23 protein-coding genes and 1 tRNA gene are annotated in these 23626 nt (G+C 69.8%); 14 read left to right on the forward strand and 10 right to left on the reverse strand.

The genetic code is table 11. From position 1 onward, the window contains the following. Window positions 1–10 precede the first annotated feature (10 nt). The gene (locus NL115_RS05210) at window positions 11–574 is read right to left on the reverse strand and encodes a response regulator (RefSeq protein WP_254832141.1); all 564 of its coding nucleotides are present in this window, start codon (window positions 572–574) and stop codon (window positions 11–13) included. Window positions 575–731: 157 nt separating this feature from the next. Between NL115_RS05210 and NL115_RS05215 the strand changes: the two genes are divergently transcribed. Then, complete coding sequence (locus tag NL115_RS05215; protein WP_254832142.1) at window positions 732–1343, forward strand: class I SAM-dependent methyltransferase; 612 nt, start codon at window positions 732–734, stop codon at window positions 1341–1343. Window positions 1344–1587: 244 nt separating this feature from the next. Here NL115_RS05215 and NL115_RS05220 read toward each other — a convergent pair. Then, window positions 1588–1659 (reverse strand) — tRNA-Ala (locus tag NL115_RS05220). Between the two features lie 329 nt (window positions 1660–1988). Between NL115_RS05220 and NL115_RS05225 the strand changes: the two genes are divergently transcribed. From NL115_RS05225 to NL115_RS05240, 4 genes are read left to right on the forward strand one after another with little or no spacing between them, the layout of a single operon-like run. Next, window positions 1989–2453, forward strand: a complete 465-nt coding sequence (locus tag NL115_RS05225) for a 30S ribosomal protein S15 (RefSeq protein ID WP_254832143.1) — start codon at window positions 1989–1991, stop codon at window positions 2451–2453. 16 nt (window positions 2454–2469) lie between these two features. Then, the gene (locus tag NL115_RS05230; protein WP_254832144.1) at window positions 2470–3687 is read left to right on the forward strand and encodes an exonuclease RecJ; all 1218 of its coding nucleotides are present in this window, start codon (window positions 2470–2472) and stop codon (window positions 3685–3687) included. After that, on the forward strand, window positions 3684–4034 hold the full coding sequence (locus NL115_RS05235) for a KEOPS complex subunit Pcc1 (protein WP_254832145.1): 351 nt from the start codon (window positions 3684–3686) through the stop codon (window positions 4032–4034). The genes NL115_RS05230 and NL115_RS05235 overlap by 4 nt, the downstream gene beginning before the upstream one ends. Then, complete coding sequence (locus tag NL115_RS05240; RefSeq protein WP_254832146.1) at window positions 4031–4666, forward strand: 30S ribosomal protein S3ae; 636 nt, start codon at window positions 4031–4033, stop codon at window positions 4664–4666. The genes NL115_RS05235 and NL115_RS05240 overlap by 4 nt, the downstream gene beginning before the upstream one ends. Before the next feature lie 38 nt (window positions 4667–4704). Here NL115_RS05240 and NL115_RS05245 read toward each other — a convergent pair whose 3' ends face one another. After that, window positions 4705–5118 carry a plastocyanin/azurin family copper-binding protein gene (locus NL115_RS05245; RefSeq protein ID WP_254832147.1) on the reverse strand — a complete coding sequence of 138 codons (414 nt, stop codon included), beginning with the start codon at window positions 5116–5118 and terminating at the stop codon, window positions 4705–4707. A gap of 126 nt (window positions 5119–5244) precedes the next feature. Between NL115_RS05245 and NL115_RS05250 the strand changes: the two genes are divergently transcribed. Next, a complete protein-coding gene (locus NL115_RS05250) occupies window positions 5245–6522 on the forward strand; it encodes a tripartite tricarboxylate transporter permease (RefSeq protein WP_254832148.1) in 1278 nt (425 codons plus the stop codon). Window positions 6523–6609: 87 nt separating this feature from the next. Here the strand turns inward: NL115_RS05250 and glmM are convergent, their stop codons facing one another. Next, complete coding sequence (glmM, locus tag NL115_RS05255; RefSeq protein WP_254832149.1) at window positions 6610–8040, reverse strand: phosphoglucosamine mutase; 1431 nt, start codon at window positions 8038–8040, stop codon at window positions 6610–6612. A gap of 137 nt (window positions 8041–8177) precedes the next feature. Between glmM and NL115_RS05260 the strand changes: the two genes are divergently transcribed. From NL115_RS05260 to NL115_RS05275, 4 genes are all read left to right on the forward strand, one after another. Further along, the gene (locus NL115_RS05260) at window positions 8178–9038 is read left to right on the forward strand and encodes an HVO_0234 family beta-propeller protein (RefSeq protein WP_254832150.1); all 861 of its coding nucleotides are present in this window, start codon (window positions 8178–8180) and stop codon (window positions 9036–9038) included. Window positions 9039–9334: 296 nt separating this feature from the next. Then, window positions 9335–10183 (forward strand): ribose-phosphate diphosphokinase, encoded by an 849-nt coding sequence (gene prs, locus NL115_RS05265; protein WP_254832151.1) that lies wholly within the window; start codon window positions 9335–9337, stop codon window positions 10181–10183. 88 nt (window positions 10184–10271) lie between these two features. Continuing rightward, window positions 10272–11180 carry a pyridoxal 5'-phosphate synthase lyase subunit PdxS gene (gene pdxS, locus NL115_RS05270; protein WP_254832152.1) on the forward strand — a complete coding sequence of 303 codons (909 nt, stop codon included), beginning with the start codon at window positions 10272–10274 and terminating at the stop codon, window positions 11178–11180. 271 nt (window positions 11181–11451) lie between these two features. After that, the gene (locus NL115_RS05275; protein ID WP_254832153.1) at window positions 11452–11694 is read left to right on the forward strand and encodes a hypothetical protein; all 243 of its coding nucleotides are present in this window, start codon (window positions 11452–11454) and stop codon (window positions 11692–11694) included. 294 nt (window positions 11695–11988) lie between these two features. Here NL115_RS05275 and NL115_RS05280 read toward each other — a convergent pair whose 3' ends face one another. Further along, window positions 11989–12417: an SCP2 sterol-binding domain-containing protein gene (locus tag NL115_RS05280; RefSeq protein ID WP_254832154.1), complete on the reverse strand. Its 429-nt coding sequence runs from the start codon at window positions 12415–12417 to the stop codon at window positions 11989–11991. A 237-nt stretch (window positions 12418–12654) separates the two neighbouring features. Here NL115_RS05280 and NL115_RS05285 point away from each other — a divergent pair, with 237 nt between their 5' ends. Next, window positions 12655–14676, forward strand: a complete 2022-nt coding sequence (locus NL115_RS05285; protein ID WP_254832155.1) for a hypothetical protein — start codon at window positions 12655–12657, stop codon at window positions 14674–14676. A 275-nt stretch (window positions 14677–14951) separates the two neighbouring features. On the opposite strand, the gene NL115_RS05290 is transcribed toward NL115_RS05285, so the two are convergent. After that, window positions 14952–15944 carry a beta-ribofuranosylaminobenzene 5'-phosphate synthase family protein gene (locus NL115_RS05290; protein WP_254832156.1) on the reverse strand — a complete coding sequence of 331 codons (993 nt, stop codon included), beginning with the start codon at window positions 15942–15944 and terminating at the stop codon, window positions 14952–14954. A gap of 108 nt (window positions 15945–16052) precedes the next feature. Here NL115_RS05290 and ilvD point away from each other — a divergent pair, with 108 nt between their 5' ends. Continuing rightward, complete coding sequence (gene ilvD, locus NL115_RS05295; RefSeq protein ID WP_254832157.1) at window positions 16053–17819, forward strand: dihydroxy-acid dehydratase; 1767 nt, start codon at window positions 16053–16055, stop codon at window positions 17817–17819. A gap of 79 nt (window positions 17820–17898) precedes the next feature. Here ilvD and NL115_RS05300 read toward each other — a convergent pair whose 3' ends face one another. Beyond that, window positions 17899–18090, reverse strand: a complete 192-nt coding sequence (locus NL115_RS05300) for a hypothetical protein (protein WP_254832158.1) — start codon at window positions 18088–18090, stop codon at window positions 17899–17901. Window positions 18091–18211: 121 nt separating this feature from the next. Further along, complete coding sequence (locus NL115_RS05305) at window positions 18212–20260, reverse strand: PGF-CTERM sorting domain-containing protein (protein ID WP_254832159.1); 2049 nt, start codon at window positions 20258–20260, stop codon at window positions 18212–18214. Between the two features lie 265 nt (window positions 20261–20525). Between NL115_RS05305 and NL115_RS05310 the strand changes: the two genes are divergently transcribed. After that, window positions 20526–20792, forward strand: coding sequence for a DUF7322 domain-containing protein (locus tag NL115_RS05310; RefSeq protein ID WP_254832160.1), 267 nt, complete (start codon window positions 20526–20528; stop codon window positions 20790–20792). Between the two features lie 237 nt (window positions 20793–21029). Here the strand turns inward: NL115_RS05310 and NL115_RS05315 are convergent, their stop codons facing one another. Continuing rightward, window positions 21030–21365 (reverse strand): hypothetical protein, encoded by a 336-nt coding sequence (locus NL115_RS05315; RefSeq protein WP_254832161.1) that lies wholly within the window; start codon window positions 21363–21365, stop codon window positions 21030–21032. 83 nt (window positions 21366–21448) lie between these two features. Beyond that, the gene (locus NL115_RS20825) at window positions 21449–21553 is read right to left on the reverse strand and encodes a DUF7989 family protein (protein ID WP_491536941.1); all 105 of its coding nucleotides are present in this window, start codon (window positions 21551–21553) and stop codon (window positions 21449–21451) included. A gap of 409 nt (window positions 21554–21962) precedes the next feature. Between NL115_RS20825 and NL115_RS05320 the strand changes: the two genes are divergently transcribed. Further along, on the forward strand, window positions 21963–23603 hold the full coding sequence (locus tag NL115_RS05320) for a DUF7289 family protein (RefSeq protein WP_254832162.1): 1641 nt from the start codon (window positions 21963–21965) through the stop codon (window positions 23601–23603). Window positions 23604–23626 lie beyond the last annotated feature (23 nt).

A 23626-nucleotide genomic window follows, 5' to 3' on the forward strand; every position in this document is an offset into this window, starting at 1 on the left:
TCGACCCTCCTCATGCGATGAGCCTCCGCAGTTCGGCCGACTCGAAGCGTTCGGTGTCCAGTTCGGCCCAGGACAGCTCTATCTCCGTCGCCAGCTGGTCGAAGGCCGAGCTCTCGCGGAGCTGTGCCTTCGTCTTCGTCTCCTGGAGTGCGACGCGCTTCTCGGCCAGCGCACAGAGGGACCGGAGCGTCCGGCCGTACGACGCCCGCTCTTGGAGCGTCTCGACGGCGGTCACGAGATCCGCCCGGGAGACCGGTTTCTGGAGGTACATGTCGAACGGCGGCCCCGTCGCGTCGATACTGGGGGCGGCGGCCGAGACGGCCGCGATCATACACGCGCGGTGCCGGTCGCGGATGTCGGCCACGACGGCGTCACCGGACCGACCGGGCATGTGCCGGTCCAGCAAGACGATATCGACCGTTTCGTCGAGGGTGTCGAGCGCCGCCTCCGCGCCATGTACCGTCCGCACGTCGGCGGACTCGCCGAGCCACATCTCGTAGGCAGCCGCGACATCTGGGTCGTCGTCGACGACGAGTACGGTCGGCACGTCACTGTTGGCTGTTGAACCCACCATACGCGCTCTTGTCGGGTACTCGAGGGTAGCGGTTGGGGCTCGATAGTTAGCGTCCGGCGCGGACACGAGGCTCACCATCTAGCCCTCGGTCGAGTCCGCCCGGCGGTCCGCCCGCGGCGGCGAGTGATTTACCTCGGTGGGCGCTGCCCACAGTATTGTGCCAGGGAACACGGAATCGGATGGTGAAGGGCCGGCAGCCTGGTGGAACGAGCGCTACGACTCGGATGACATGCCGTGGGACACCGGTGCGCCCCAGTCGGCACTCGTCGACGCCGTCGCGGAGTACGGGCTCTCGGGGCGGGTGCTCGATATCGGCTGCGGAACGGGAACCCACGCGCTGTGGGCCGCCGAGCAGGGCCACCCGGCCGTCGGCCTCGACATCTCCGAGCGAGGCATCGAGCGGGCACGGGACCGGGCGACCGACCATGACCTCGACGTCCGGTTCCGCGTCGGGAACGCGCTCGACCTCGACGCCGACGTCGGGGAGTTCGGGACGGTGCTCGACAGCGGCCTGTTCCACGCCTTCGAGGCCGAGGGACACGCCGCGTACGCCGAGCAGGTCGCCGACATCCTGCGGGCCGGTGGGCGGCTGTTCATCGTCGGGTTCGGCCCGGACGCACCGACGGATTTCGGTCCCGTGCCGATGTCGACGGGGGACGTACGCCAGGCGTTCGCGGACGGGTGGCACGAACTGACCTGTCGCGAGGCCACGTTCGAGACCCGCGCGATGGAGGTGCCGGGGCTGCTCGGGGTGTTCGAGCGAGAGTAGTCCAGCACGATGCCTCGCGGCGAGCACCTGTGGCCGGCCCAGCTAGTCCAGGCCGACCGCCCGCTCGAGATAGGCTCTCGCCAGGGAGAGATCGCGACGGAGTTCGGCGAGCAGTAGCTGCTCGGGCGATCGATTCGGGTCGGTGATATCTGATGTTCGGACCAGAGACGGATAACCAGCAGGTTCGGCCGGCTCGGCGCCGGTCAGGTGCTGCTGGAAGCGGAGGAGGGAACGAAGGAGTGAGTGGACTCGCGGGGATTTGAACCCCGGGCCTTCCCCGTGCCAGGGGGATGATCTACCGCTGATCTACGAGCCCGCGTACTCGTTTCTGAGTCCAGCCGCGGGCATAAACCCATCGTCATCCCACAGCGCGTGACCCGGCGTAGCACGCGGGAGGGACAACGGAAACCGTTTAGTCGCTGAGGAGTCCAGCACGGGTGGGAACAGCACAGCCGCATATCCGACTCGCCGCCCGTTCGGGCGGCTTGGGAGTGCGGAAGTGCAGGCCGACAGCGGCGCTTCGCCGCACCCGGCCACACGCTCGCAGCCCCTCGCGCGGTCGGCGCGCGGGCGACACCGTCCGAGGTGTCCGCCGAGGGGGCACGCGGCTCGTGCGGTTCCAATCACACAGCTACGAGTATACACATGGCACGAATGCATACCCGCCGTCGCGGCTCGTCCGGTTCGGACAAGCCCGCGACCGACGAACCGCCGGAGTGGAGCGACGTGGACGAGGACGCCATCGAGGAGCGCGTCGTCGAACTCGCAGAGCAGGGGCACGACCCGTCCCAGATCGGGATGAAGCTGCGCGACGAGGGCGTCCAGGGCACGCCGATTCCCGACGTCAAACTCGCCACGGGCAAGAAGGTCACCGAAATCCTCGAGGAGCACGACGCCTCCCCCGAGGTCCCGGAGGACCTGTACAACCTGCTCGAGCGCGCCGTGCGCCTGCGCGAGCACATGGACGAGAACCCCGGCGACGCACAGAACAAGCGCGCGCTCCAGAACACGGAGTCGAAGATCCGCCGGCTCGCCAACTACTACCGCGGTGACGAGCTGGACACGGACTTCACGTACACGTACGAGTTCGCGAAGGAACTCACCGAGTAACCCGACCACTCCACCCATGGCCGCTGCCGACCCGTCCGACGGGCACGCCCCCGGTGAGAGCGTCGCCGCCGCCTGCCGCGAAGCCGGCCTCGTCCGGCTCGTGGCGACGAGCGACGGCGACGCGCTCGCCGCGACGGGTGTCCTCGCACGGGCGCTCTCGGCGGTTGGCATCCCGTTCCAGGCCTCCGTCCGGCCGTTCCCTGCCGAGACACTCGGCGACGGCACGGACACGGACGCGACGGTGACCGTCGGTGCGACCGGCGGCGATGTCGCGCTCGACGGCCACCCCGCGAGTCCAGCGGCGTACGCGGCTGCCCGGAAACTCGCGCCCGACGCCGCCGACCCGACGCTCGCGCTCGCGGGCGTGCTGGCGGCCGACGCCGTGCCGGGCGACGACCCGACGACGCTGGCTGAAGATGCACGGGCCGCCGGCTGCGACCGCCGGCCCGGCGTCGGCGTTCCGACCGCGGACCTCGTCGACGGGCTGGCGCACACGACGCTGGCGCACACGCCCGACTCGGGCGACGTGGAGGCGTACCGCGCGGCACTGGCCGAGCGGGACCTCCCGACCGAGTGGACGGTCGAGCCGTCAGACGACGCCACCGCAGCGGGCGACGACCGCGAGGACGCCGGCCGCCGGCTGGCGTCGCTGCTGGCGTTCGACGCCGTCCGGTCCGGCGAGGCGCCGCCGCGGGCGGCCGACGCGGTCGAGCGCGCGCTCCGGCCCCACGCTGGCGCGCACTGCCCGTTCGCGACGGTCGAGGGGTACGCCGACGTACTCGACGCGACGGCACGCCGCGCGCCCGGCACGGGCGTCGCGCTGGCGCTCGGGCACGACGCCCGCGACGCCGCGCTCGACGCGTGGCGCGGCCACGCGAACGACGCCCACAGCGCGGTCCGGGCGGCCGACACCAGTCGGTACGACGGCTGTGTCGCGGTGGTCACGCGGACCGGCCCCGTCGAGACGGTCGCACGACTGGTTCGCGACTTCCGCTCGCTCGAGCCCGCGGTCCTCGTCATCGGTGACGGGGAGGCCGCGGCTGCGGGCGACGGCGTCGACGTGGGCGAGCCGCTGCGGGCGACCGCGGCGGCTGGCGGCCCGTCCGGCGGGCAGGCCTCGCCGGACGGGTCCGACGGTGGCACGAGCCACGCACGCGGCGAGACGGCGTACGCCCGACTGGACACGAGCGACCCGACGGGACTCCTCGACGCGTTCCGGGAGGGACTGGCATGAGCGGGACCGACGCTGCCGGCGACGGCACGGACGGCGTCCGCAAGCGTGCCACTCTCCGGACGCGCCACGACGACCCCACGGTCGTCGCCCGAGCGGTCCGGCCGGACAACACGGACGCGATGGGGACCGCAGTGACCGAGGACCGTGTCGTCACGCGCATCGAGCGCCCGACGACCGGTGGCCTGCGCTCGACCGTCGACGACTACGTGGTCAACCTCCGGGTGGCCGAGCAGGTCGCGGCGACCGCTCGGGGCGAGGCGGCGACGGTGGACCCAGTACGCGAGGCGACAGCATCGGACGGTCCGAACGACAGCGACATCACCACAGACGACACACACGACACATGAGCGAACGAAGCGTTTCCCGACGGAAACAGGAGAAGCGGTGGTACACCGTGCTCGCGCCGGAGCAGTTCGACCGGCAGGAGCTCGGCCGCACCCCCGCCGACGAACCCGAACAGCTCTACGACCGCACCATCGAGACGACCCTCGGTGAACTGGAGAACGACGCCAGCGAGAACAATACGAAGCTGACGTTCCAGATCAACGACGTCGGCTCGGACTCGGCGTACACGGAGTTCATCCGGCACGAGCTCACGCGAGACTACCTGCGCTCGCTGGTCCGCCGTGGCTCATCGAAGATCGCCACCTACGAGACCGTGCTGTCGACGGACGACTACCGCGTCCAGATCCAGCCGGTGGCGTTCACGACCAAGAAGGCCGACCACTCCCAGGAGAAGGCGATCCGCCGGACGATGATCGACCTGACCCGCGAGGCCGCGGAGGACCGGACCTTCGAGGAACTCGTGGATGCGGTCGTCAACGGCCAGCTCTCCTCGGCCATCTACGCCGAGGCCAAGACCATCTACCCGCTCCGCCGGGTCGAGGTCCAGAAGATGACCCTCGAGGCACGCCCCGAGGAGGTCGCCGAGGAGGAGGAGACCGCCGTCGCCGTCGAGGACGACGACGTCGAGGTCTGAACCCGAACGTTTCCGTTCTCTTTTCGCTCCCGCAGTGGCTACTCCGTGACGACGATGGTCCCCTTCATCCCGGCGGCCTCGTGGGGGATGCAGTAGTACTGGTACTCACCGGGGACCTCGAAGGTGTGCGAGTAGGTCTCTCCCGGCTGGATGTTCCCGGCGCCCGGCCACCCGTCCACCGCCTCCTGCTGGGAGTCGGCGCCCCCGGAGGCGAAGTACGTCGCGTCCGCGGGGATGAGGCTCTCGTAGGCCGTGACGCTGTGACCCCGGCTCCCGACGTTCCCCCAGACGACGGTGTCGCCGGCCGATACCTCGTACTCGACGGGCTGGAAGGCGTTGTGGACCATCCCCACGTCGTAGGAGTCGTCGGAGAGCGCCGCGCTCGACCCACAGCCCGCGAGGCCGACCGAGGCGGCGGCACCAGCCGTCGCGAGGAACGTCCGTCGCTTCATCACCTCGCGGTTGGGGTTCGGCGCGCTTAGGCGACGTGGTTCGACCCTCGAATCCGGGGCTCGGCACGAGAGTTCAAGTAGGGTGACGCGACCAGACGGCCCACCGTGCTCCCCGTGCTTCCGCCCATGCCGCCGGCGCCGCGCCAGTTCCCCCTCCGGGCGGCCGTCGACCTCGCCGGCATCCGGTTCCTGCTCGACCCGGCGCTGACGGCGACAGCGCTGGCGTTCGTGGCGGGTGGGGTCCTCCTCGGGACGGTCAGCGGGCTGACGCCGGGGCTGCACGCCAACAACATGGCGCTCCTGCTGGCTTCCGTGGCGCCCGCGGTCCCCGGCCCGCCGCGGCTCGTCGGCGCGGCGCTGCTGGCGACCGGCGTGGTCCACACGTTCCTCGACGTGGTGCCCGCGCTCGCACTCGGCGTGCCGGACCCGGCGATGGCCGCCTCCGCGCTCCCGGGCCATCGGCTCGTCCTCGAGGGGCGGGGCCGGGAGGCACTCCGGCTCTCCGCGCTCGGGAGCGGCCTCGCCGTCCTGCTCGCGGTGCCGCTGGCCATCCCCGTCACGCGGGCGATGGTCGCGGCCTACCCGACGCTCAGTACACACCTACCGCTCGTGCTCGGCGGCGTCGCGGCCGTCCTGGTCCTCACCGAGCGCGACCCGTTCCGGATGCTCGTGGGTGCCGGGTCGTTCCTCGCCAGCAGCGCACTCGGCTGGCTCACCCTCGACATCGACCCCGCCGCGCCGCTCGCCGTCGGCGGCGTCCTCACGCCGCTGTTCGCCGGCCTGTTCGGCGCCCCCGTCCTCGTCGACGCGCTCGGCGGGAGCGGCGTGCCCCCGCAGGGCGACACGACGGTCGCGACCGGGCCACGGACCGTCGCCCGACTCGGCGCCGTCGGCGCGCTCGCCGGCGCCGTCGTCGGCTACGTCCCCGGCGTCTCCAGCGCGGTCGCGGCGACGGTCGCCCTGCTCGCGGTCGGCGGCAGCGGTGCCCGCGGGTTCGTCGTCACGACGAGCGGCGTCAACACCGCCAACTCGATATTCGCCCTGTTCGCGCTCGTCGCGCTCGGCTCCCCGCGGACCGGCGTCCTGGTCGCGCTGGAGGAGGCGAAGACGCCGCTGAACCTGCCGTTGCTCCTGACCGCCGCCGGCCTCGCGGCCGTCGCCGGCTTCTGTCTGGTGCCGGTACTGGGTGACCGGTATCTCGAACGACTCCGTGACGCCGACTACACCCGGCTGTCGGCCGCCGTCCTCGTGGGACTCGCCGCCGTCTCCTTCGTCTTCGCGGGCGTGCTCGGCGTGGGCATCTTCCTCGTCGCGGCGGGGCTGGGACTGGTGCCCGCTCGCCTCGGCGCACGCCGGTCACACCTGATGGGCGTGCTGATGGGGCCGCTCATCGTGGGGGCGTGATTCGCCCCAAAACGAGGAACATCTCAGATATAAGTTCTTCGAGTAGAGTTAGATGGATATCGAGGAACTATTCGAGATATCCTGGGACTAGTCTGCTGCCGTGAGGATATCGTCCCGCATCGCGTGGGCGAGCGCCTCCGCTCGCTCGCGGCTCGGGGCCTCGGCGTACACCCGGATGAGCGGTTCCGTCCCCGATTCCCGGGCCAGCACCCAGGCGTCGCCGAAGTCGAGGCGGTAGCCGTCGATGGTCGTGACCTCGGCGTCCGCCGCGGCGGCGTGGGTCTCGATGGCCTCGAGCATCGCCTCGCGCTCCGCGCCGCCGGAGTGGCCGACGTTCAGGCGGACGTTCTCGTAGCCGTCGAACGGGGCGACCACCTCCCGGACCGTCCGGCGGCCGTCGGCGACGCCCGCGATGTCGCCGTGGCCGGCCAGCAACTCGCAGAAGCGGGCGGCCGTGTAGGCGCCGTCGCGGGCGAGGCGGTAGGGCGGGAAGAGGACGCCCCCGTTCCCCTCGCCGGCGACCGGGACGTGGGTCCCCTCGGCCTGCAGTTCCTCGATGCGCGTGATGATGTGCGTGCTCCCGATGGGCGTGAGTTCGAGGTCCGCGTCGGCCCGGCGGGCGGCCTCGACGAGCCGCTGAGAGACGTTCACGGCGGAGACGGTGGCGTCCCCCGGTTCCAGGTCCGCGGCGGCCAGCGCCGCGAGGGTGGCGTCACCCTCGACGGGGTCGCCGGCGGCGTCGTAGAAGATGGCACGGTCGGCGTCGCCGTCGTGGGCGATGCCGATATCGGCGCCGCGGGCCCGGACGAGACGGCCGAGGTCCGCGAGGTTGTCGGGGACGGGTTCGGGGTCCCGTCCCGGGAAGTGGCCGTCCGGTGTGGCGTTGACCGTGACGACCTCACAGCCGAGTTCGCGGAACAGGTCGGGCGAGGTGAGTGCGCCGGCCCCGTGACCGGGGTCGAGCGCGACCGTCAGGTCGGCGCTGGCGATGGCCTCGCGGTCGACCGCATCGAGGACGCTCTCGACGTACTGCCGCCTGGCGTTCTCGATGCGGTAGCTCCGGCCGGTCTCGTCCCACGAGGCGTGGGCCGGGCCGACAGCGCCGTCGGAACGCATCGCGCGGACGTGGGCCTCGACGCGCTCGAGTTCCGCGCGGTCCAGTTCGATGCCGTCGGCACCGATGAGCTTCACCCCGTTGTACTCGGGCGGATTGTGGCTGGCCGTCACCATCAGGCCCGGCACCCCCTTGTACTCGTCGTACGCCTGCAACCCCGGCGTGGGAACGACGCCGAGTCGGTGGACATCGATGCCGACGCTGGTCAGGCCGGCGGCCGCGGCATCCGCGAACGTCTCGCCAGTCCGGCGGGTGTCGCGGGCGAGGGCGGCCACCGGCCGGTCAGTCCCCGGGTCGTCCTCGCGCCAGACTGCACCGGCGGCGCGCGCGACCCGGCCGACGAACGCGGGCGTCATCAGGTCACCGACCACACCGCGGACCCCGCTGGAACCGAACACCTCCATTCGGGTGGGCGTCCGTCCGGTCGCGTCAAAGGGGTTCCGGACAGCACACCGCCGTCGCTATCCCGTGACGCCCTCGCCCACACCGGGAGCCGGAGCCGCACGGCAACCGCTTTGGGCGTGGCCGTCGGCGTTCGGATATGAGCGACGACGACATCTCCATCGACGAGAAGCGCGTCTACGGCGCGAAGACGGGCACGACGGCCGTGTTCGTCGCCACGGGCGCGGGGCTCGCGCGCGTCGAAATCTCGGACGACCTCGTCGGCGAGTTCGGCCTGGCCCACCGCGGCGGCGTCCACGACGTGGCCGGCGCGGACGGCAACCTCGCGCTCGCGGGCGAGGACGACGTGCGCCTCGGCACCGGCGACACCTTCCGCCCCACCGGGTTCGGCGACGCGACGGCCGTCGGCTGGCACGACGATGCGCTCCACGCCGCGGGCGACGACCGTGTCCTCCGGTTCGACCCCGACGGCGACCCGACCGTCGGCGACATGGATGACCCCGCGCCGGGTTCCTGGACGACCACTGCCGAAGTGGGCGAGGTGCGTGCCATCGTCGACGACATGGTCGCGGGCGCCGAGGGTCTGTTCCGCCTCGACGGCGACCGCCTCGGCCTCGCGGATGTCCGTGACGTGGCGCCCGCGGGCCCGCTTGCCGCGACCGGCGACGGGCTCTACTACCTCGGCAACGGCTGGATGGACGCGCTTGCCGGCGATTTCCGGGCCGTGGCCGCAGCGCCCGACGGCCGCGCCCACGCCGCGACCCCGGACGGGCTGTACGCCCGCTCGCCCGCCAGCGAGGGGTACGACGAGGCCGCCTGGGTCGAGACCGACCTCCCGGTGGCCGGCCACGTCGTCGACGTGGCGTACGGCCCCGAGGCGACCTACGCCGTCACTGCCGAGGGGACCGTCCTGGCGAACGCGGGCGACGGCTGGCGTGACCGCTCGCTCGGCCTCCCCGGCGCGCGGCGGCTGGCCGTCCCCGGCGTCTCGCTGGAGTAATCAGCCGGAAGCGACGGCCGGCCCGTTCCACCACAGGAAGCGCCCGCTCGCCCCATCAGGCGGAGCCGGCGCGTCAGCGCCGTGCGGAGCCACGCCGGCGAGCGGGCGGGGAGGTGTGGGGGTACCCTGCTCGGCTGGAACGACCACGGGCGTCGCTCGACGGGAAACCGTCCCCCTGGCGTCCTCGCGAGCGGAGCGACCGAGGGCTTCGTAGCCAACCTCGCCGCCATCCCCGACCTCGCTGCAAACGCCTGCCGACGGAAACGCTTGTTACCCTGCACGAGGGAGCCGCAGTCATGATAGTCCCAGGGTCCGGGTCGCAGTCGCTCGCGGCGTCGCTGGCCGCCGCCCTCGACGAGCCCCTGGCACCCGTCGAGTTCGAGCGGTTCGCGGACGGCGAGTTGCTGGCGCGGGTCCCCGGGTTCGAGGGGTCCCGAGCCGTGGTGGTGGCGAGCACGGACTCCAGCGACGCCCACGTCGAGTTGCTCCAGTTGCAGGACGCCGTCGCCGACCGGGCCGACGAGGTCGTGACGGTCATCCCGTACATGGGGTACGGCCGACAGGACCGGCGGTTCCGCGATGGCGAGCCGGTCTCGGCACGGGCGATGGCGCGCGCCATCTCCACGGGAACGGACCGCGTCCTCGTGGTCAACCCGCACGAGCCGGACGTCGGCGAGTTCTTCGACGCCCCGTTCACGGCCGTCGACGCGGCCCCGCAGCTCGCGACACCACTTCCCGACGACCTCCGGGAGCCGCTCTTCCTCGCCCCCGACGCGGGCGCGACCGACCTCGCGGCGACAGTCCGGGACGCGTACGGCGCCGGCGAGACCGACCACTTCGAGAAGCATCGCGACCGCGAGACCGGCGCGGTGGAGATGCAGCCCTCGGCGGTCGACGCCGGCGGCCGGGACGTGGTCCTCGTCGACGATATCATCGCCACGGGCGGGACGATGAGCGAGGCCATCGCGCAACTGCACGGGCACGCCGTCGGGCGCGTCTTCGTCACCTGCATCCACCCGATGCTTGCGGCGAGCGCGCGGACGCGGCTCGAGCGCGCGGACATCGAGGCCGTCTACGGCACGGACACGCTGGAGCGCGCGTCCTCGTGTGTGAGTGTCGCACCGGCCGTGGCCGAACACCTCTGAGTCGGCGCCGGCACCGCTACCGGGCCGTCACGACACGCATCCCCACGCAAAGACACGCGTTAAGTGGGTCCGGACCGAACCGTTTGTCATGAGCGAGGCCACCGATCTCGAGGAACTCGAACGCGGCACGGAGCTCGTCAAGCGCGGGTTCGCGAAGATGCAGAAAGGCGGTGTCATCATGGACGTCGTCAACCGTGAGCAGGCCCGCATCGCCGAGGACGTGGGCGCAGTCGCCGTGATGAACCTCGAGGCGGTGCCCGCCGACATCCGCAAGCGCGGCGGCGTCGCGCGGATGGCCGACCCCGCCAGCCTGACGGAGATCATCGATGAGGTCTCCATCCCCGTGATGGGCAAGGCCCGCATCGGCCACACGAAGGAGGCCGAGATTCTCGAGGCCGCCGGCGCGGACATGGTCGACGAGTCCGAGGTCCTCACCCCAGCGGACAACGAGTACCACATCGAGAAGGAGGAGTTCACGGCCCCGTTCGTCTGTGGCGCCCGGAACCTGCAGGAGGCGCTGCGCCGCATCGACGAGGGCGCCGCGATGATCCGCACGAAGGGCGAGGCCGGCACCGGGGACGTGAACCAGGCCGTCACCCACCAGCGCGCCATCAAGTCCGCCATCCGCGAACTGGAGGGCACGACGAAGGAGGAGCGCGAGAAGTGGGCCCGCGAGCACGAGGCACCCGCCGACCTCGTCCACCAGACCGCCGAGATGGGCCGGCTCCCGGTCGTCAACTTCGCGGCCGGCGGCATCGCCACGCCCGCCGACGCCGCGCTGATGATGCACCACGGCTGCGACGGCATCTTCGTCGGCTCCGGCATCTTCGGGGCAGAGAACCCCGAGGCGATGGGCCGCGCGGTCGTCGAGGCCGTCAACAACTGGGACGACCCCGAGCGCCTCGCGGAGATCTCCGCCAACATCGGGAAGGGGATGAAGGGCGATTCCAACGTCGACATGCCCGAGGAGGAGAAGCTGCAGGGTCGCGGCGTGTGACCGAGGCCGGCATCGTCTCCCCACGATAGTACTGACAGCCCGGGCGGCGAACCCACACAAGGCACTTACTGCGAACGCTTACCTCCCCGGACATGTCTCCGATACTTCGTCGGCGACTCCTCGTGACCGTCGGTACTGGAGGAGCGGCGTCCTCAGCTCCGGATGCACCTCACTTGGACAGTCTTCACCCACGGAGACCGCCCGCCCCGACTCGGAACGCCGGGACGACTTCAGATTCGCTAACGAGACTAGCTCGGAGGTCACCCTCCGGATGTCCGTCACCGACGAGGAATCGGGAGAATCGATTATAGAACGCTCGTACGACCTGGCACCCCGCTTCGAGGCGGAACACGTGATAGAGAATACGATTCCGGGACTACGCAACCAGCTCTACGCCTACGATTTCAGCACGGACGCTGGACCGGAGGAAAGCTACGGGTACGCGCCCTATCGGTCCACACAGCTGCGGGTATACGTTCGGGCGACCGGAATAGAGGTCCGGGAGGTCGCATAGCGTCTCGCATACGCGCGCCGAAGGCGCGCGTTTCACTTACCGTCGGAGCAAGCTCCGACGACGTTCGGGCTGTCGCCCTCACCGGCCGGAGTGAGCGGAGCTCTCGTGAGCGAAGCGAACGAGGGCCGTGCCAGAGCTTGCTCTGGCTGAGCGAACGGAGGCCGGCATTTTTCTGAACGTTCTTTGGCGTCATCAGAACGCGTCGTGTTCTGATTGCCCGTGGAATCGCTCAGCGATTCCACGACGCCGAGTGGTACCCGAGCCGTCGAAGAAGCTCGTGTGAAAGAGCCCGTTTCAGTGCTTGTAGTTCGTCGGAATCGTGCTCGAGATGTCGGTGAGGTCGACCGCGGCCTCGGTGTACTGCATCACCTTCTGCATGTCCCCTTCCAGCTCGAAGACCCCGGACATCATCCCGTCGACAGCGCCGATATCGCCGTTGTTGAGGTCGATCCAGTCCGTGTACGCCCCCCGGAGCACGAAGCCGGCGTCGACCTCGTCCGGGTCGTCGACCTCCATCGCCTCGGTGGCCTCGCCGTCCTCCAGTCCGATGAAGAAGTACCGCGTCTCGGGCAGACGGCCGTCGGCCTCGATGACGTAGAGGAAATCACCGTTGAAGTCGACACCCCACCCCGCGCCCGTCTCGGCGTAGCTCTCGCTGGCGTTGACGCGCTCCTTGTACTCCTTCATCCACTCCTCGCTGGGGAAGTCGAACTCCGCTGTCATGGTGCGACGTACCGCACGTGTGGTCCGTGGTTAAACGTTCGGCCCTTCATACGACGTATCATTTAATCCAAAGTCGGACCGAGCGCGCGGTGGACAGTTCGGTCAGGGCAGGTGGGGTCGGTCGGAATCGCCGGAAACCGGCGGAGTAGCCGGTATAAACCGCCGGAGAGCACCCCCGCAACGCTTTATTAGGTGGGGTTTACAAACGCTTGTAGACAGACAGTGACGCACAGCAACGTGTTTGGCCGTGCCGGGGTCGGTGGGAATCCCGGGCGCGGAGCGGACGGCCGGGTGGTGCTCGCGCTCCTCGGGGGACTCCTCGCGGGAGCACTGGCCGTGCTGGTGGCAACGGGCGTCGTCTCCGCACCCGACGGGATGGAGGGAATCCTGACGGCGGGGTCCGGAATGGCCATGAGCAGCGGGACGCAGAGTGCGACAGGGAACCGGAAACGGCGGGCGACGGCGTACGCCGGACTGACCGGCGCGCTGGCGGGAGCTGTGACGACCTACGTCGTCTCGGCGCTCCACCTCCGGTACATGGGAACCATCCTCCAGAGCGGGTCACCGACCCGTGGGATGTTCCTCTTCGGCGTCGTGGCGCTGGCGCTGACGGGCCTCTACACCGTCACCGGGGCGAAGTTCGTCGGCCGTGGTAGCGGGTTCGTCCGCCGGAGCGCGACGACGGGCCTCGCGTTCGGCGCCATCCTCGGCGGCCTGTTCAGTCTCTTCGTCGTGCCAGCGCTCATCGGAAGCACCCCGTCGAGCATCGATCCGGCGCCGACCGGCGTCGTCCTCGGCTGGGCCGTCTTCGGTCTGGTGATGGGAACGACCTACGCCAGCGTCCTCTCGGAGCAGCCGGTGCTCCCGGCGTACGTCCGCCGGAACGGGACCCGGGCCGTCGCGAGTTCACTCGCCGGCGTCTACCTCGGCGGCCTCGCGCTGCTCGTCATCCGCCCGCCGCATCTCCGCTTCGTCGGCACCATCATCGCCAGCGGGACCCAGCAGCGCGGGCTGGTCTTCCTCCTCCTCATCGGCCTGTTGCTGACGCTGACCGTCTCGCGTGTGGCCGGCCTGCGAGCCGAGCAGGCACCGTTCTCGACCGGCGTCTTCGCCGGCATCGGCATGACCGTCTTCGGCCTGTTCGTCGTGCCCGCGCTCGTCAGCGCCATCGGTGGCTGGCCGCTGCAGGTGCCCATCGGCTACTTCCCCATCGCCTTCGGCTACTTCCTGTTCGGGCTCGGAACGGCCGCCGCGTACGGCCTGCTCCGGCGCCGCGAGATCGACCTCGTTACCGACATCCGCAGCACTGCGACCCTGAAGGGACTCCTGGCCGGCGGCACCGTCGGCGGCGTGCTGCTCTACATCCTCGCACAGCCGCACCTCCTCTGGCTGGGCACCATCCTCCGGTCAGGTAGCACCGGGCGCGGCTTCCTCGCGTGGTTCATCGTCTGCCTGCCACTCGCGGTCATCATCGCAGCGGTCCCGGGACGCCGGTTCGAAGCCGGGACGAGCAGCTTCGACGCCGGCACCACGGGACTCATCTACGGCCTCGTGTACGCCATCGTCGCCGGCGCCGCGCTCGTGCCCACGGTCATCGACGGCGTGACCCCGCTCCAGCCGTATCCCGCGCCGTACGTCGGTCTGGGACTGCTCGCGTACGTCGCATTCGGCTTCGTGTTCGCCGCCGTCTACCGTGACAGCCTCCCGCTGGGTGAGCCACAGACCGACTTCGACGCCGTCGGCACCAGCGTCGGCTCGCGCCGCGCCCGTGCCTACCTGTTCGGCTCCGCCTTCGGCGGCCTCGTCGGTGGGCTCACCATCTACCACCTCGGCGGCCCGGTGTACATGCGCTACATCGGCTCGCTGTTCAAGATGGGTGGGAGCTTCGAGATGGCCTGGGTCGCGTGGTTCGTCCTCGCGCTGGTGCTGGGCCTCCTGTTCGTCGCGCTCCTGCGGAACAAGCTCGACGACTACGTCAACAGCCTCATCATGACCACCTCGCGGAACAAGGATTTACGCCAGCTCCTCCAGCCCGCACTGAAGCAAGCCTCGGTCACCACCACTGCGACGGCGGTCGGCCTGGCCTACGGCGTCGCGCTGGCGGTCGTCCTCGGGGCGGTGGGCCTGCCGCTGCTGGTCGAGAACCTCACCGCGTTCTCGATGGGGCCCGCCCCGAACCTCGACGGCGGTACGCTCCTCGGGTTCGTCCTCTACGGGGGCTTCCTCGGTGCCGGCTACGGACTCATGCTGGAGTTCTGAGGAACGGCCCACGAAAGCAACCTTCTTTCTTTTCGGCGCGCGAAAGAAGCCCATATTCTGATAAAATTCAGTTTGTCGAATTATCGCGATAGTTCGGAGGCAACCGATACACTTCTCCAGCACCCTGATTCCTAAGTAGGATACCGGGACCAGACGACGCGTGCCCTGACGAGTCGTCCCGGACCGCCGGCCCGGTCGGGGGGAACGCCACCCCTCGGCCGGTTCGACCAGTGCGGTGACCGGTCCGAGTTGCGGTCGCGGACACCGCCTGTTCGCTACTCGACCTCGATAGCGGCGCCCTCGTTCCGCGGTCGGGTGACCAGCACGTCGCCGTCGCTCCCGACCGCGTCGAGCGCTGCGTGGGCCGCCCGTTCGGCGTCGTCGGCCCGGTCGGCGTCCGTGAGCGCGTACACGGCCGGCCCCCACGACGACTGGCCGACGCCCGCGACCGCCGGCGATTCACGGAGTTCCTCGACCACCCGCCCGGCCGGCGGTCGGTAGACGCCACCCTGCTCGTCGGCGTACCACGCCCCGTTGAGCCGACCGAACTCCGCGACGGCGTCGCCGAAGGCTCCCAGTCGCCCCTCGGCCGCCGCGGGGAGCAGCCGCCGGACCGTCAGCGCCGCGAGGGCGTCCGCCACCGACGGGTCCGCCGACTCCACGACCGCGCGCATGCTGTCGTCCTCGTCGCTCCCGTGGCGTCCCTGTTCGGCGTCGGGGAGCGCGAGGACGACGCGCCACTCGGTCGGGAGCGCGTGCCGCGCCAGCACCGCCGGAACGGTCCAGTCGCCCTGCTCGGGCGGCCGGGTGGTGAACCGCTCGGTCGGGTGGCCCGCGTCGACGACGAAGCCGCCACACTCGAACGCGGCGACTCCAACGCCCGACCGGCCGCCCCGGCCCAGCGCGGGCGCGCGTTCCCGGGGGCACACCTTGCGGTCGTGGGCCCGGGCGACGGCTGCCAGCGTCGCCAGCGCCGTCGCCGTCCCACTCCCGAGGCCCGCGTGCCGCGGGAGCGTCGCCTCGACCGCCAGTTCGACTCCTGGAACGCCGAGCAGCTCGCAGGCCGTCGTCGCGTACGCCCGGACCTCGTCGGTATCGACCCCGTCGCCGTTCGCACGACAGGCCACCGTCTCTGCCGGCGTCGCCGAGAGCCGGACCCGCGGCTCCGCGAGTGCCAGCCCGACACCCCCGTAGAGGCGCTCGTGTGCAAGCGAGAGGTTGCCGAAGCCGACGTGGAGCCGCGCGCCAGTCGAGACGGTTGCCCGCATCGTCCGGGCGTGGGCGGCCCGCCGACAAGCGGCTTTCGACCGGCCGGCGTACGGGCAGAACTCGCCCCCTCTCGCGGAACTTAACCCCGTGCGCGACAATCGGCCAGCATGAGCCAGCAACGCCCCCGCCGCACCGAGGACGACGACGCGGTCGGCCCCGACGACGAGAAACCCGAGAACCTGCGGTCACGCGAGGTGACCGAGGGCGCCGAGCGGGCGCCCCACCGCGCGATGTTCCGCGCGATGGGGTTCGACGACGAGGACCTCACCTCCCCGATGGTCGGCGTCGCCAATCCGGCCGCCGACATCACACCCTGCAACGTCCACCTCGACGATGTGGCGCAGTCGGCGGTCGACGGTATCGACACCGCGGGCGGGATGCCCATCGAGTTCGGCACCATCACCATCTCGGACGCCATCTCGATGGGCACCGAGGGGATGAAGGCCTCGCTCATCAGCCGCGAGGTCATCGCCGACTCCGTCGAACTCGTCTCCTTCGGCGAGCGCATGGACGCTCTCGTCACGGTCGCGGGCTGTGACAAGAACCTCCCCGGGATGATGATGGCCGCCATCCGGACGGACCTGCCCAGCGTCTTCCTCTACGGCGGCTCCATCATGCCCGGCCAGCACGAGGGGCGCGACGTGACCATCGTCAACGTGTTCGAGGGGGTCGGCGCGTACGCCGAAGGCGACATGTCGGGCGAGGAACTGGACGACCTCGAACGGCACGCCTGCCCCGGCGCCGGGTCGTGTGGTGGGATGTACACCGCCAACACGATGGCCTCCATCAGCGAGGCGCTCGGGCTGGCGCCACTGGGGTCGGCGTCGGCGCCCGCCGAGGCCGAGGAGCGCTACGCGGTCGCCGAGCGCGCCGGCGACCTGGTTCTGGAGTGCGTGCAGGAGGACCGCCGGCCCTCGGACATCCTCACGAAGGAGTCGTTCGAGAACGCCATCGCGCTCCAGACCGCCATCGGCGGCTCGACCAACGCCGTGCTCCACCTGCTCGCACTGGCTGCCGAGGCCGACGTCGACCTCGACATCGAGGACTTCGACCGCATCAGCCGACAGACGCCGAAGATCGCTGACCTCTCGCCCGGCGGCACGCACGTGATGAACGACCTCCACGAGGTCGGCGGCGTCCCCGTGGTCGTCCGTCGCCTGCTGGAGGCAGGGCTGTTCCACGGCGACCAGCTGACGGTCACGGGCCGCACCATCGCCGAAGAGCTCGATGAGCTGGACCTGCCCGACGACGAGGAGATCGACGCCGAGTTCCTCTACACGGTCGACGAGCCGAAGTACCCAGAGGGCGCCATCAAGATCCTCACCGGCAACCTCGCTCCCGACGGCGCCGTCCTGAAGGCGACCGGGCAGGACGAGTTCCACCACGAGGGGCCCGCCCGCATCTTCGAGGACGAGGAGGACGCGATGCGCTACGTGCAGGAGGGCCACATCGAGTCGGGCGACGTCATCGTCATCCGGAACGAGGGGCCCCGCGGCGGGCCCGGGATGCGCGAGATGCTCGGCGTCACGGCCGCCGTCGTCGGCGCCGGTCACGAGGACGACGTGGCGCTGCTGACGGACGGCCGCTTCTCGGGGGGGACCCGCGGCCCGATGATCGGCCACGTCGCGCCCGAGGCGTTCGTCGGCGGCCCCATCGCCGCGCTGGAGGACGGGGACGTGGTCACCGTCGACATCCCGGACCGCACCATCGAGGTCGACCTGACCGACGAGGAACTGGAGCAGCGGCTGGAGGACTGGGACCAGCCCGAACCGGCCTACGACAGCGGTGTCCTCGCGAAGTACGGCTTCGCCTTCGATTCGGCGGCGAACGGCGCCGTCACCAACCCGGGCGTCAGGCGATCGGACGACCGGTAGGCAGCCCCATCGAGAGCGGGGCGACGTGACGGCGCCCGGCGATTCGACGAGTGGGCCAGCGCGATAGGCGTCCTCTGTCTCACCGCAGACTCGGCCGCGAGATGGCCACCGTCGAGGCGAGCCACGCGCCCGACTCCTCACGCCCGGACTCGTAGATGCGGATGCCGTCGTCGCTCTCCCGGGACTCGTACCCCTCGTAGGCCGCCGCACCCGGACCCACGGTCGGGTAGCGCTCCATCTCGCCCTCGCCGTCCCGCGAACTGCTGGACATCTGTCTCGAACTCCCTGCACCGGCCCTCGACCCATCTCTTGTTAAGTGTTGTCACACAGCATGACGTATGTCAGACGCGGGGGTCGGCGCGCAAAAGAAGTGAGAAGGGTCGGTCGGCCGCTCAGTGCTGGCGGCGGGCGAGGAGGGCCGCCGCGACGAGTGCGACGAGCGCTGCCACGGCGCCGAAGCCGGGCTGACCGTCGCTGGAGGTGCCGCCGTCGCCACCGTCACCGCCATCACCGCCGCCCGCGGTGGGCGTCGGGGTCGGTGCCTCGAGCCCGAGGTAGTCGTACGCGCGCTCGGTCTCCATCTCGGGGAACGAGCGGTCGTACGACCCGGGCATGTTGACGGTGGTGTCCTCGTCGACCACGGAGAGTTCGCGGACGGCGCTCTCACCGGCGCCGGCCTCGACTGCACCCGTGACGTAGACGTACTGGTTCAGCGAGCCGCTCTCGTTGGACCGGCCGACGACCTGACTGACCGAGAGGTCGAGCCGACCGGACTGCTGGAGCACGTCGCGGAACGCGGCCATGTCCTCGAACTTCGCGCCCGCCTCGAAGGTGACGTTCCCTTCGCTGACGCTGACGTCGGTGCGGGCCTTCTGGAAGCCAGCCTCGCGGAAGGCGCGGACGAACTGTCGGGCCTGTTCGACGTCCTCGTCGGTCGCGTTCTGGGTCTCCGTCGCGTTGAGGAACTGGTCGACGGCGGTGTCGACGAGGTCCTCCTGCTCGACGCTGAGCGACCCGTTCGCGACGATCTGGTCACCCGACGTATCGGCGGCCAGCGAGAACTCCTGGTTCGCGACCGGAATGTCGCGGCTCTGGAGTTCGCTCACGTAGGCCCCCCAGTTCTCCGTCCGGGACTGGGCCTGCAGCTCGATGACCGCCAGCGAGCTGGACTCCAGAGTGTGCGAGGCACTCAGCGAGTACGTCCGAGTGAGGTCGGCGGCCTGCTGAGCTTCGATCTGTGCGCGGAGCGTTTCGAGCTGGTCCGGCTGGACGGGAGGGACCTCCTGCTCCGGCGGCGAGTACGCTGCCGCCGCATCGAGGCCGGCCAGCAGGGCGTCGTTGTAGTTCTCGAGCTGGAAGTCGAAGCTGCCCTCGACGGACTGGGCCTGCATCCGGAAGTCAGCCGCGATGCGCTCGATCTCCAGCTGCGTCACGTTCGCGGCGATGCCCGATGCGGCCTCGCGCGAGAGGTTGAACTGCTCGGAGTTGGCGAGGTAGGCCGCCGCCTGCCGTTCCAGCCCCTCGTCGACGCCCTCGTACTCGACCGTGTAGTCCACGTCGAGCCGGTAGACGCCACGCTGGCTGGCGTTGGCGAAGGCGTAGGAGTTCAGCGTGACCGTGGCACTACCACCGAGCTGCTCGGCGACGCTCGCGTAGCGCTGTCGGATGGTCTGCCGGGCGCGCTCCTCGGTGTCCCACTGGTCCTTCGAGAATTCGCGGATGGTCTGGTTCTGGGCTGCCTCCAGCGTGTACGTGCCCTCACCCTCGACCAGTTCGAAGGAGCCCGACATCGGCTGACCGAGCTGCGTCGACGTCTGGGCGTTCAGGCTCCCGGTGGCATCGAACGAGTTCGGCGCGACCGTCGCCTCTAGCGACGTGTCGGCGGACTCGACGAGCCGCAGCGACGGCGCACTCCGTGTGGCGACAGCCACCCGGCCGTCCGCGTCGAAGCGGTTGTTCTCCTGGGTCCGGACGGCGTCGACCGTGAGGCTCAGGTCCTCGATGGCCTGCGGGCGGACAGTCGTCAGTTCACCCTCGGCAGTCAGGGCACCGGGCTCGAGCACTGCCTGCGCCGACCCCGTCGCGTTCGGGGTCTCCTCGAGGTCGCTCACGATGAGCCCGTAGAAGATGCCCTGCCCGACATGGAGCCCGTACTCGCCGTTCGTCAGTTCGGATTCCGTGCCGGTCTCCTGTTCGGTCTCGTCCTCGTAGTAGAGGATGGCGTCGCCGTTCTCCTTGACGTAGATCTCATCGGCGACGTCGAGTGTCTGATTGCCGGTACTGTCGTCGTCCTCCTGAAGGGACTGCTGCGCCGGGTCGTCCGCTGCCGCGACTGCAGCACCGGCACCCGCACCGATGGCCATACTCGAGACCATCAGCAGGGCGACCAGTGCAACAACCACCCGTCGCCAGTACCCCGCGGAGGGAGTTGCGTCATCCATTGTATTGTCACCTGTCGACCCCGTGGTTACACGGCAGGCCCCCGGAGACGTGACAGCAGTCACGCGGGTAGGGGATGGGGACCGGCGTCCTCGATTTCGGACGCGTTCGTCAACCGGTTCTAGCTGTCCCTACATAAACATTCGTGGGATGGAGTGACGATAGCAACCAGTAACCAACCGACACCACCACCAGCGACCGCCGCCTCCAGGCACCACCCGGACGGCGCCGGAAGGAGTATCCCCCGCTCGCACCTATGGATGGGTGATGGACCCGTTCTCGGTGGTCGTCGAGGAGGACGACGACGCGGGCGAGCGTCTCGCGGACGGCGTAGGGTCACTATCGTCGGGGACCTTCCGGGCGTTCGTCGTGGCCCTGCTGCTCGCGCAGGCGGGCCTGTTCGCGGCGAGTCTGGGGCTCCTGCTGGGCTGGTTCCGGGCACAGTGGCTGCTGGGCGGCGCGCTCTTCATCGGCGGTATCGTGGCGCTGGCGGCGACGGTCGGAATCGTCCGCTGGCACGCGCGACAGTCCTGAGACGGCCGGTCCTGGCGCCGTCGTCCACGCAGAACCGTCGAGACCCGGAGACCACCCGCTCAGGGCGCGAACCCCAGGCCGGTGGCGGCGACCGCCGAGACGACGAGAGCAACGACCAGAAGACAGAGGAGGAAGAGGAGCGCCTTCTGGACGCGGTACATAGGTTCACGCACGGCCGCCAGCAATAAGACCCCCTTCGGCGTTCTCCGAGCCAGAGAACGGCCCGGGGCGTCACCATCAGTCCTCGACCTCGTACATCGGCCGCCGCGCGACGACATCGCGCTCGCGGAACCATTCGGCCCCGGTCGGGAGCGTCGCCGAGCAGCGGCCGCAGGCCAGCCCCGTGAGCCCGCGCTCGACGAACGCCGCCGCGGGCGCGAGACACCACGGGCAGACGAGGTCGTCGGCCAGCGCGTCGGTCCCCGTCGCCGCCTCATCCCGCCCGTTCGCGAAACCGTCGTCCCCGTCCGGGCCAGCGCCAGGGCCATCGCTCGCCGAGCCCTCGTCGTCCGATTCGTCGCCATCACTGTCGCTGTCGGCGAACGTGCCCAGCGTCGCCTGGTCGTCGGCCATCGGTGGAGGAGCGTCCGGTGGGTGCTTAACGCTCACGGAGCACGTGCTCGCCAGGGAGGGCGCGCCGAGAAAGGCGGCGTCGCTTACTCGTCGTCGGTGGACTTCCGACCCCGCTCCCAGACCCGGACGGGCTCGCCGGTCGGCGGTGTGTGGCTGATGTCTTTCAGTGTCGGCTTCTTGGCACTCATTGTGAGACACAGTAGCACGAGCCAGCTATTTGAGGGTTTGCTGGCACCACCTATGACACCTTATACTATACATATATTTCCATACCAGAGAATATTCACGAGAATGGAGCCACATACACCCACTCTTCCACGATATTCCAGCAGTAAATATGCCATCCGTCGATGATGAACGGCCGTTCAGACAGTGGATGGACAGGCGCGGGCAGCAGGTGATTTCCAGCGACGTTCCAGCCACGAGGCTGTCACCGACCCATCCCTGAAGGACGTGGCGACCACCCGGGATAGCGCGGCGGAACCGCAACGGAAACGACCAGCACACCCGCCGAAACCGGCCGTCGTGGCGGCAACAGCCGGGCGAGGCCCGTGATGGCCACGCAGTTTATGCCTCGTGGCCCCCTCGTCGGGGACGATGAACGGAAGACCCTCACGGGGGCAGGCGACGATCGGGTTCGCGCTTATCGTCGGCATCGCCCTCATCGGGGTCGTGACCGTGGTGGCACTCGGCGCAACGGCCCTGACCGATATCCAGACCTCGTCGGGGACCGGTGCCGCCGAGCAGGCGATGACGCAGTTCGACTCCAAGACCTCCCAGGTCGCCCTCGGGGACTCGAACACCCAGACCGTCAGCGTCGGGCAGACCGCGGGCAGCTATCAGGTCGACCCCGACGCCGGCTACGTCCAGGTCGTCCACATCGACTACGACGGGAACTGGCAGGACGACGGGGACAACCTCCCGAACTCGGCTCCCCCCGGCGACGAGGACGAGGAGGTCATCTACGAGTCCACGCTGGGGACGGTCCGCTACCAGCGCGGTGACACGACCATCGGCTACCAGTCCGGTGGCGTCTGGAAGCGGACAGGGCAGGGTCAGAGCACGATGGTCTCCCCGCCGGAGTTCCACTACCGTGGCTCGACGCTGACGTTCCCGGTCGTTCGCGTGAACCAGCTCGGTGGGGGAACCCAGAGCGGTTCCGGCGCCATCGACCTCCGGGTACAGCAGTCCGACGAGCCGCGCAGTGTCTTCCCGAACCAGTCGGTCGCGTACCCTGACACGAACGGGAAGAGCAATGGTGTCTACAGCAACCCCTCGGAGAACGGGACCGTCGTCGTCTACATCGAATCCGAGTACTACCAGGCCTGGGCAAACTACTTCGAGGACCGCACCGACGGCCGCATCCAGACCAGCGACACCGGCGGCTCACTCCTCAACGGCTACCCCGCCGACCCCAACGGCGACGGTGAAACCGGGCAGCTCGTCGCGGTCGAACTCGTCAGTACCGGGCGCACCGGCGCGTTCAACATGCCGGGCGACGGCTCCGCTCTCGAGGTCTCCGGCGTCGCCGACCACTCGATGTCGAGTTTCGACATCACGCTCACCCCGGACAAGGCCGACAGCGCGAACTTCAACAACCTCCAGTGGTCGATGTACGCCGACGACGGGGGGCAGGAGTTCGAGATGCACGTCCGCAAGGACGGGGGCGGTGGGAAATGTGACACCCAGGAGTTCGCGGTCCGGATCTTCTACTCGCCCGCAGGGACGGACAAGTACCACGGCTGGGAGGAAGACGGCATCACGGGCAACTGCGTCGACGCCGACGGCGAGGACGGAGCGGACGAGATCGAACTCTCGCTCACCTTCGTCGACGACGACGACGGCGACGACCTGCCCCGTGAGGACAACGGCGACGAGAACGACATGCAACTCGAGTACACCTCGCTCTCGAACAACGCACTGATCCACTTCGACGCGAGCGGGCGGTCGCTCAAATCCAACCCGACGTTCGACCAGCACGGGGACACGCAGGGTGACGCAGATCCGGTGACGTGGGAGCCGGTGAGCTATTCGACCGGCGACGAGGAGTCCAGCGACGGCCTCGTCAACCACTACTTCTCCCTGCTGGGGCCCGGGTTCGACCTGACGGTCGACGACAGCAACAACAACGGGGTCCAGGAGAGTGCCTCCGCCGGCAACATCCAGTACACGGGCGGTGACGAGTTCATCACCTACGTCCACCTCTCGGAGAACGATGTCGAGGTCACCGTCGACTGAGCACGCCCCGGCGGACACCGGGG

The sequence above is a fragment of the Haloglomus salinum genome (assembly GCF_024298825.1).
GTDB classification, from domain to species: domain Archaea; phylum Halobacteriota; class Halobacteria; order Halobacteriales; family Haloarculaceae; genus Haloglomus; species Haloglomus salinum.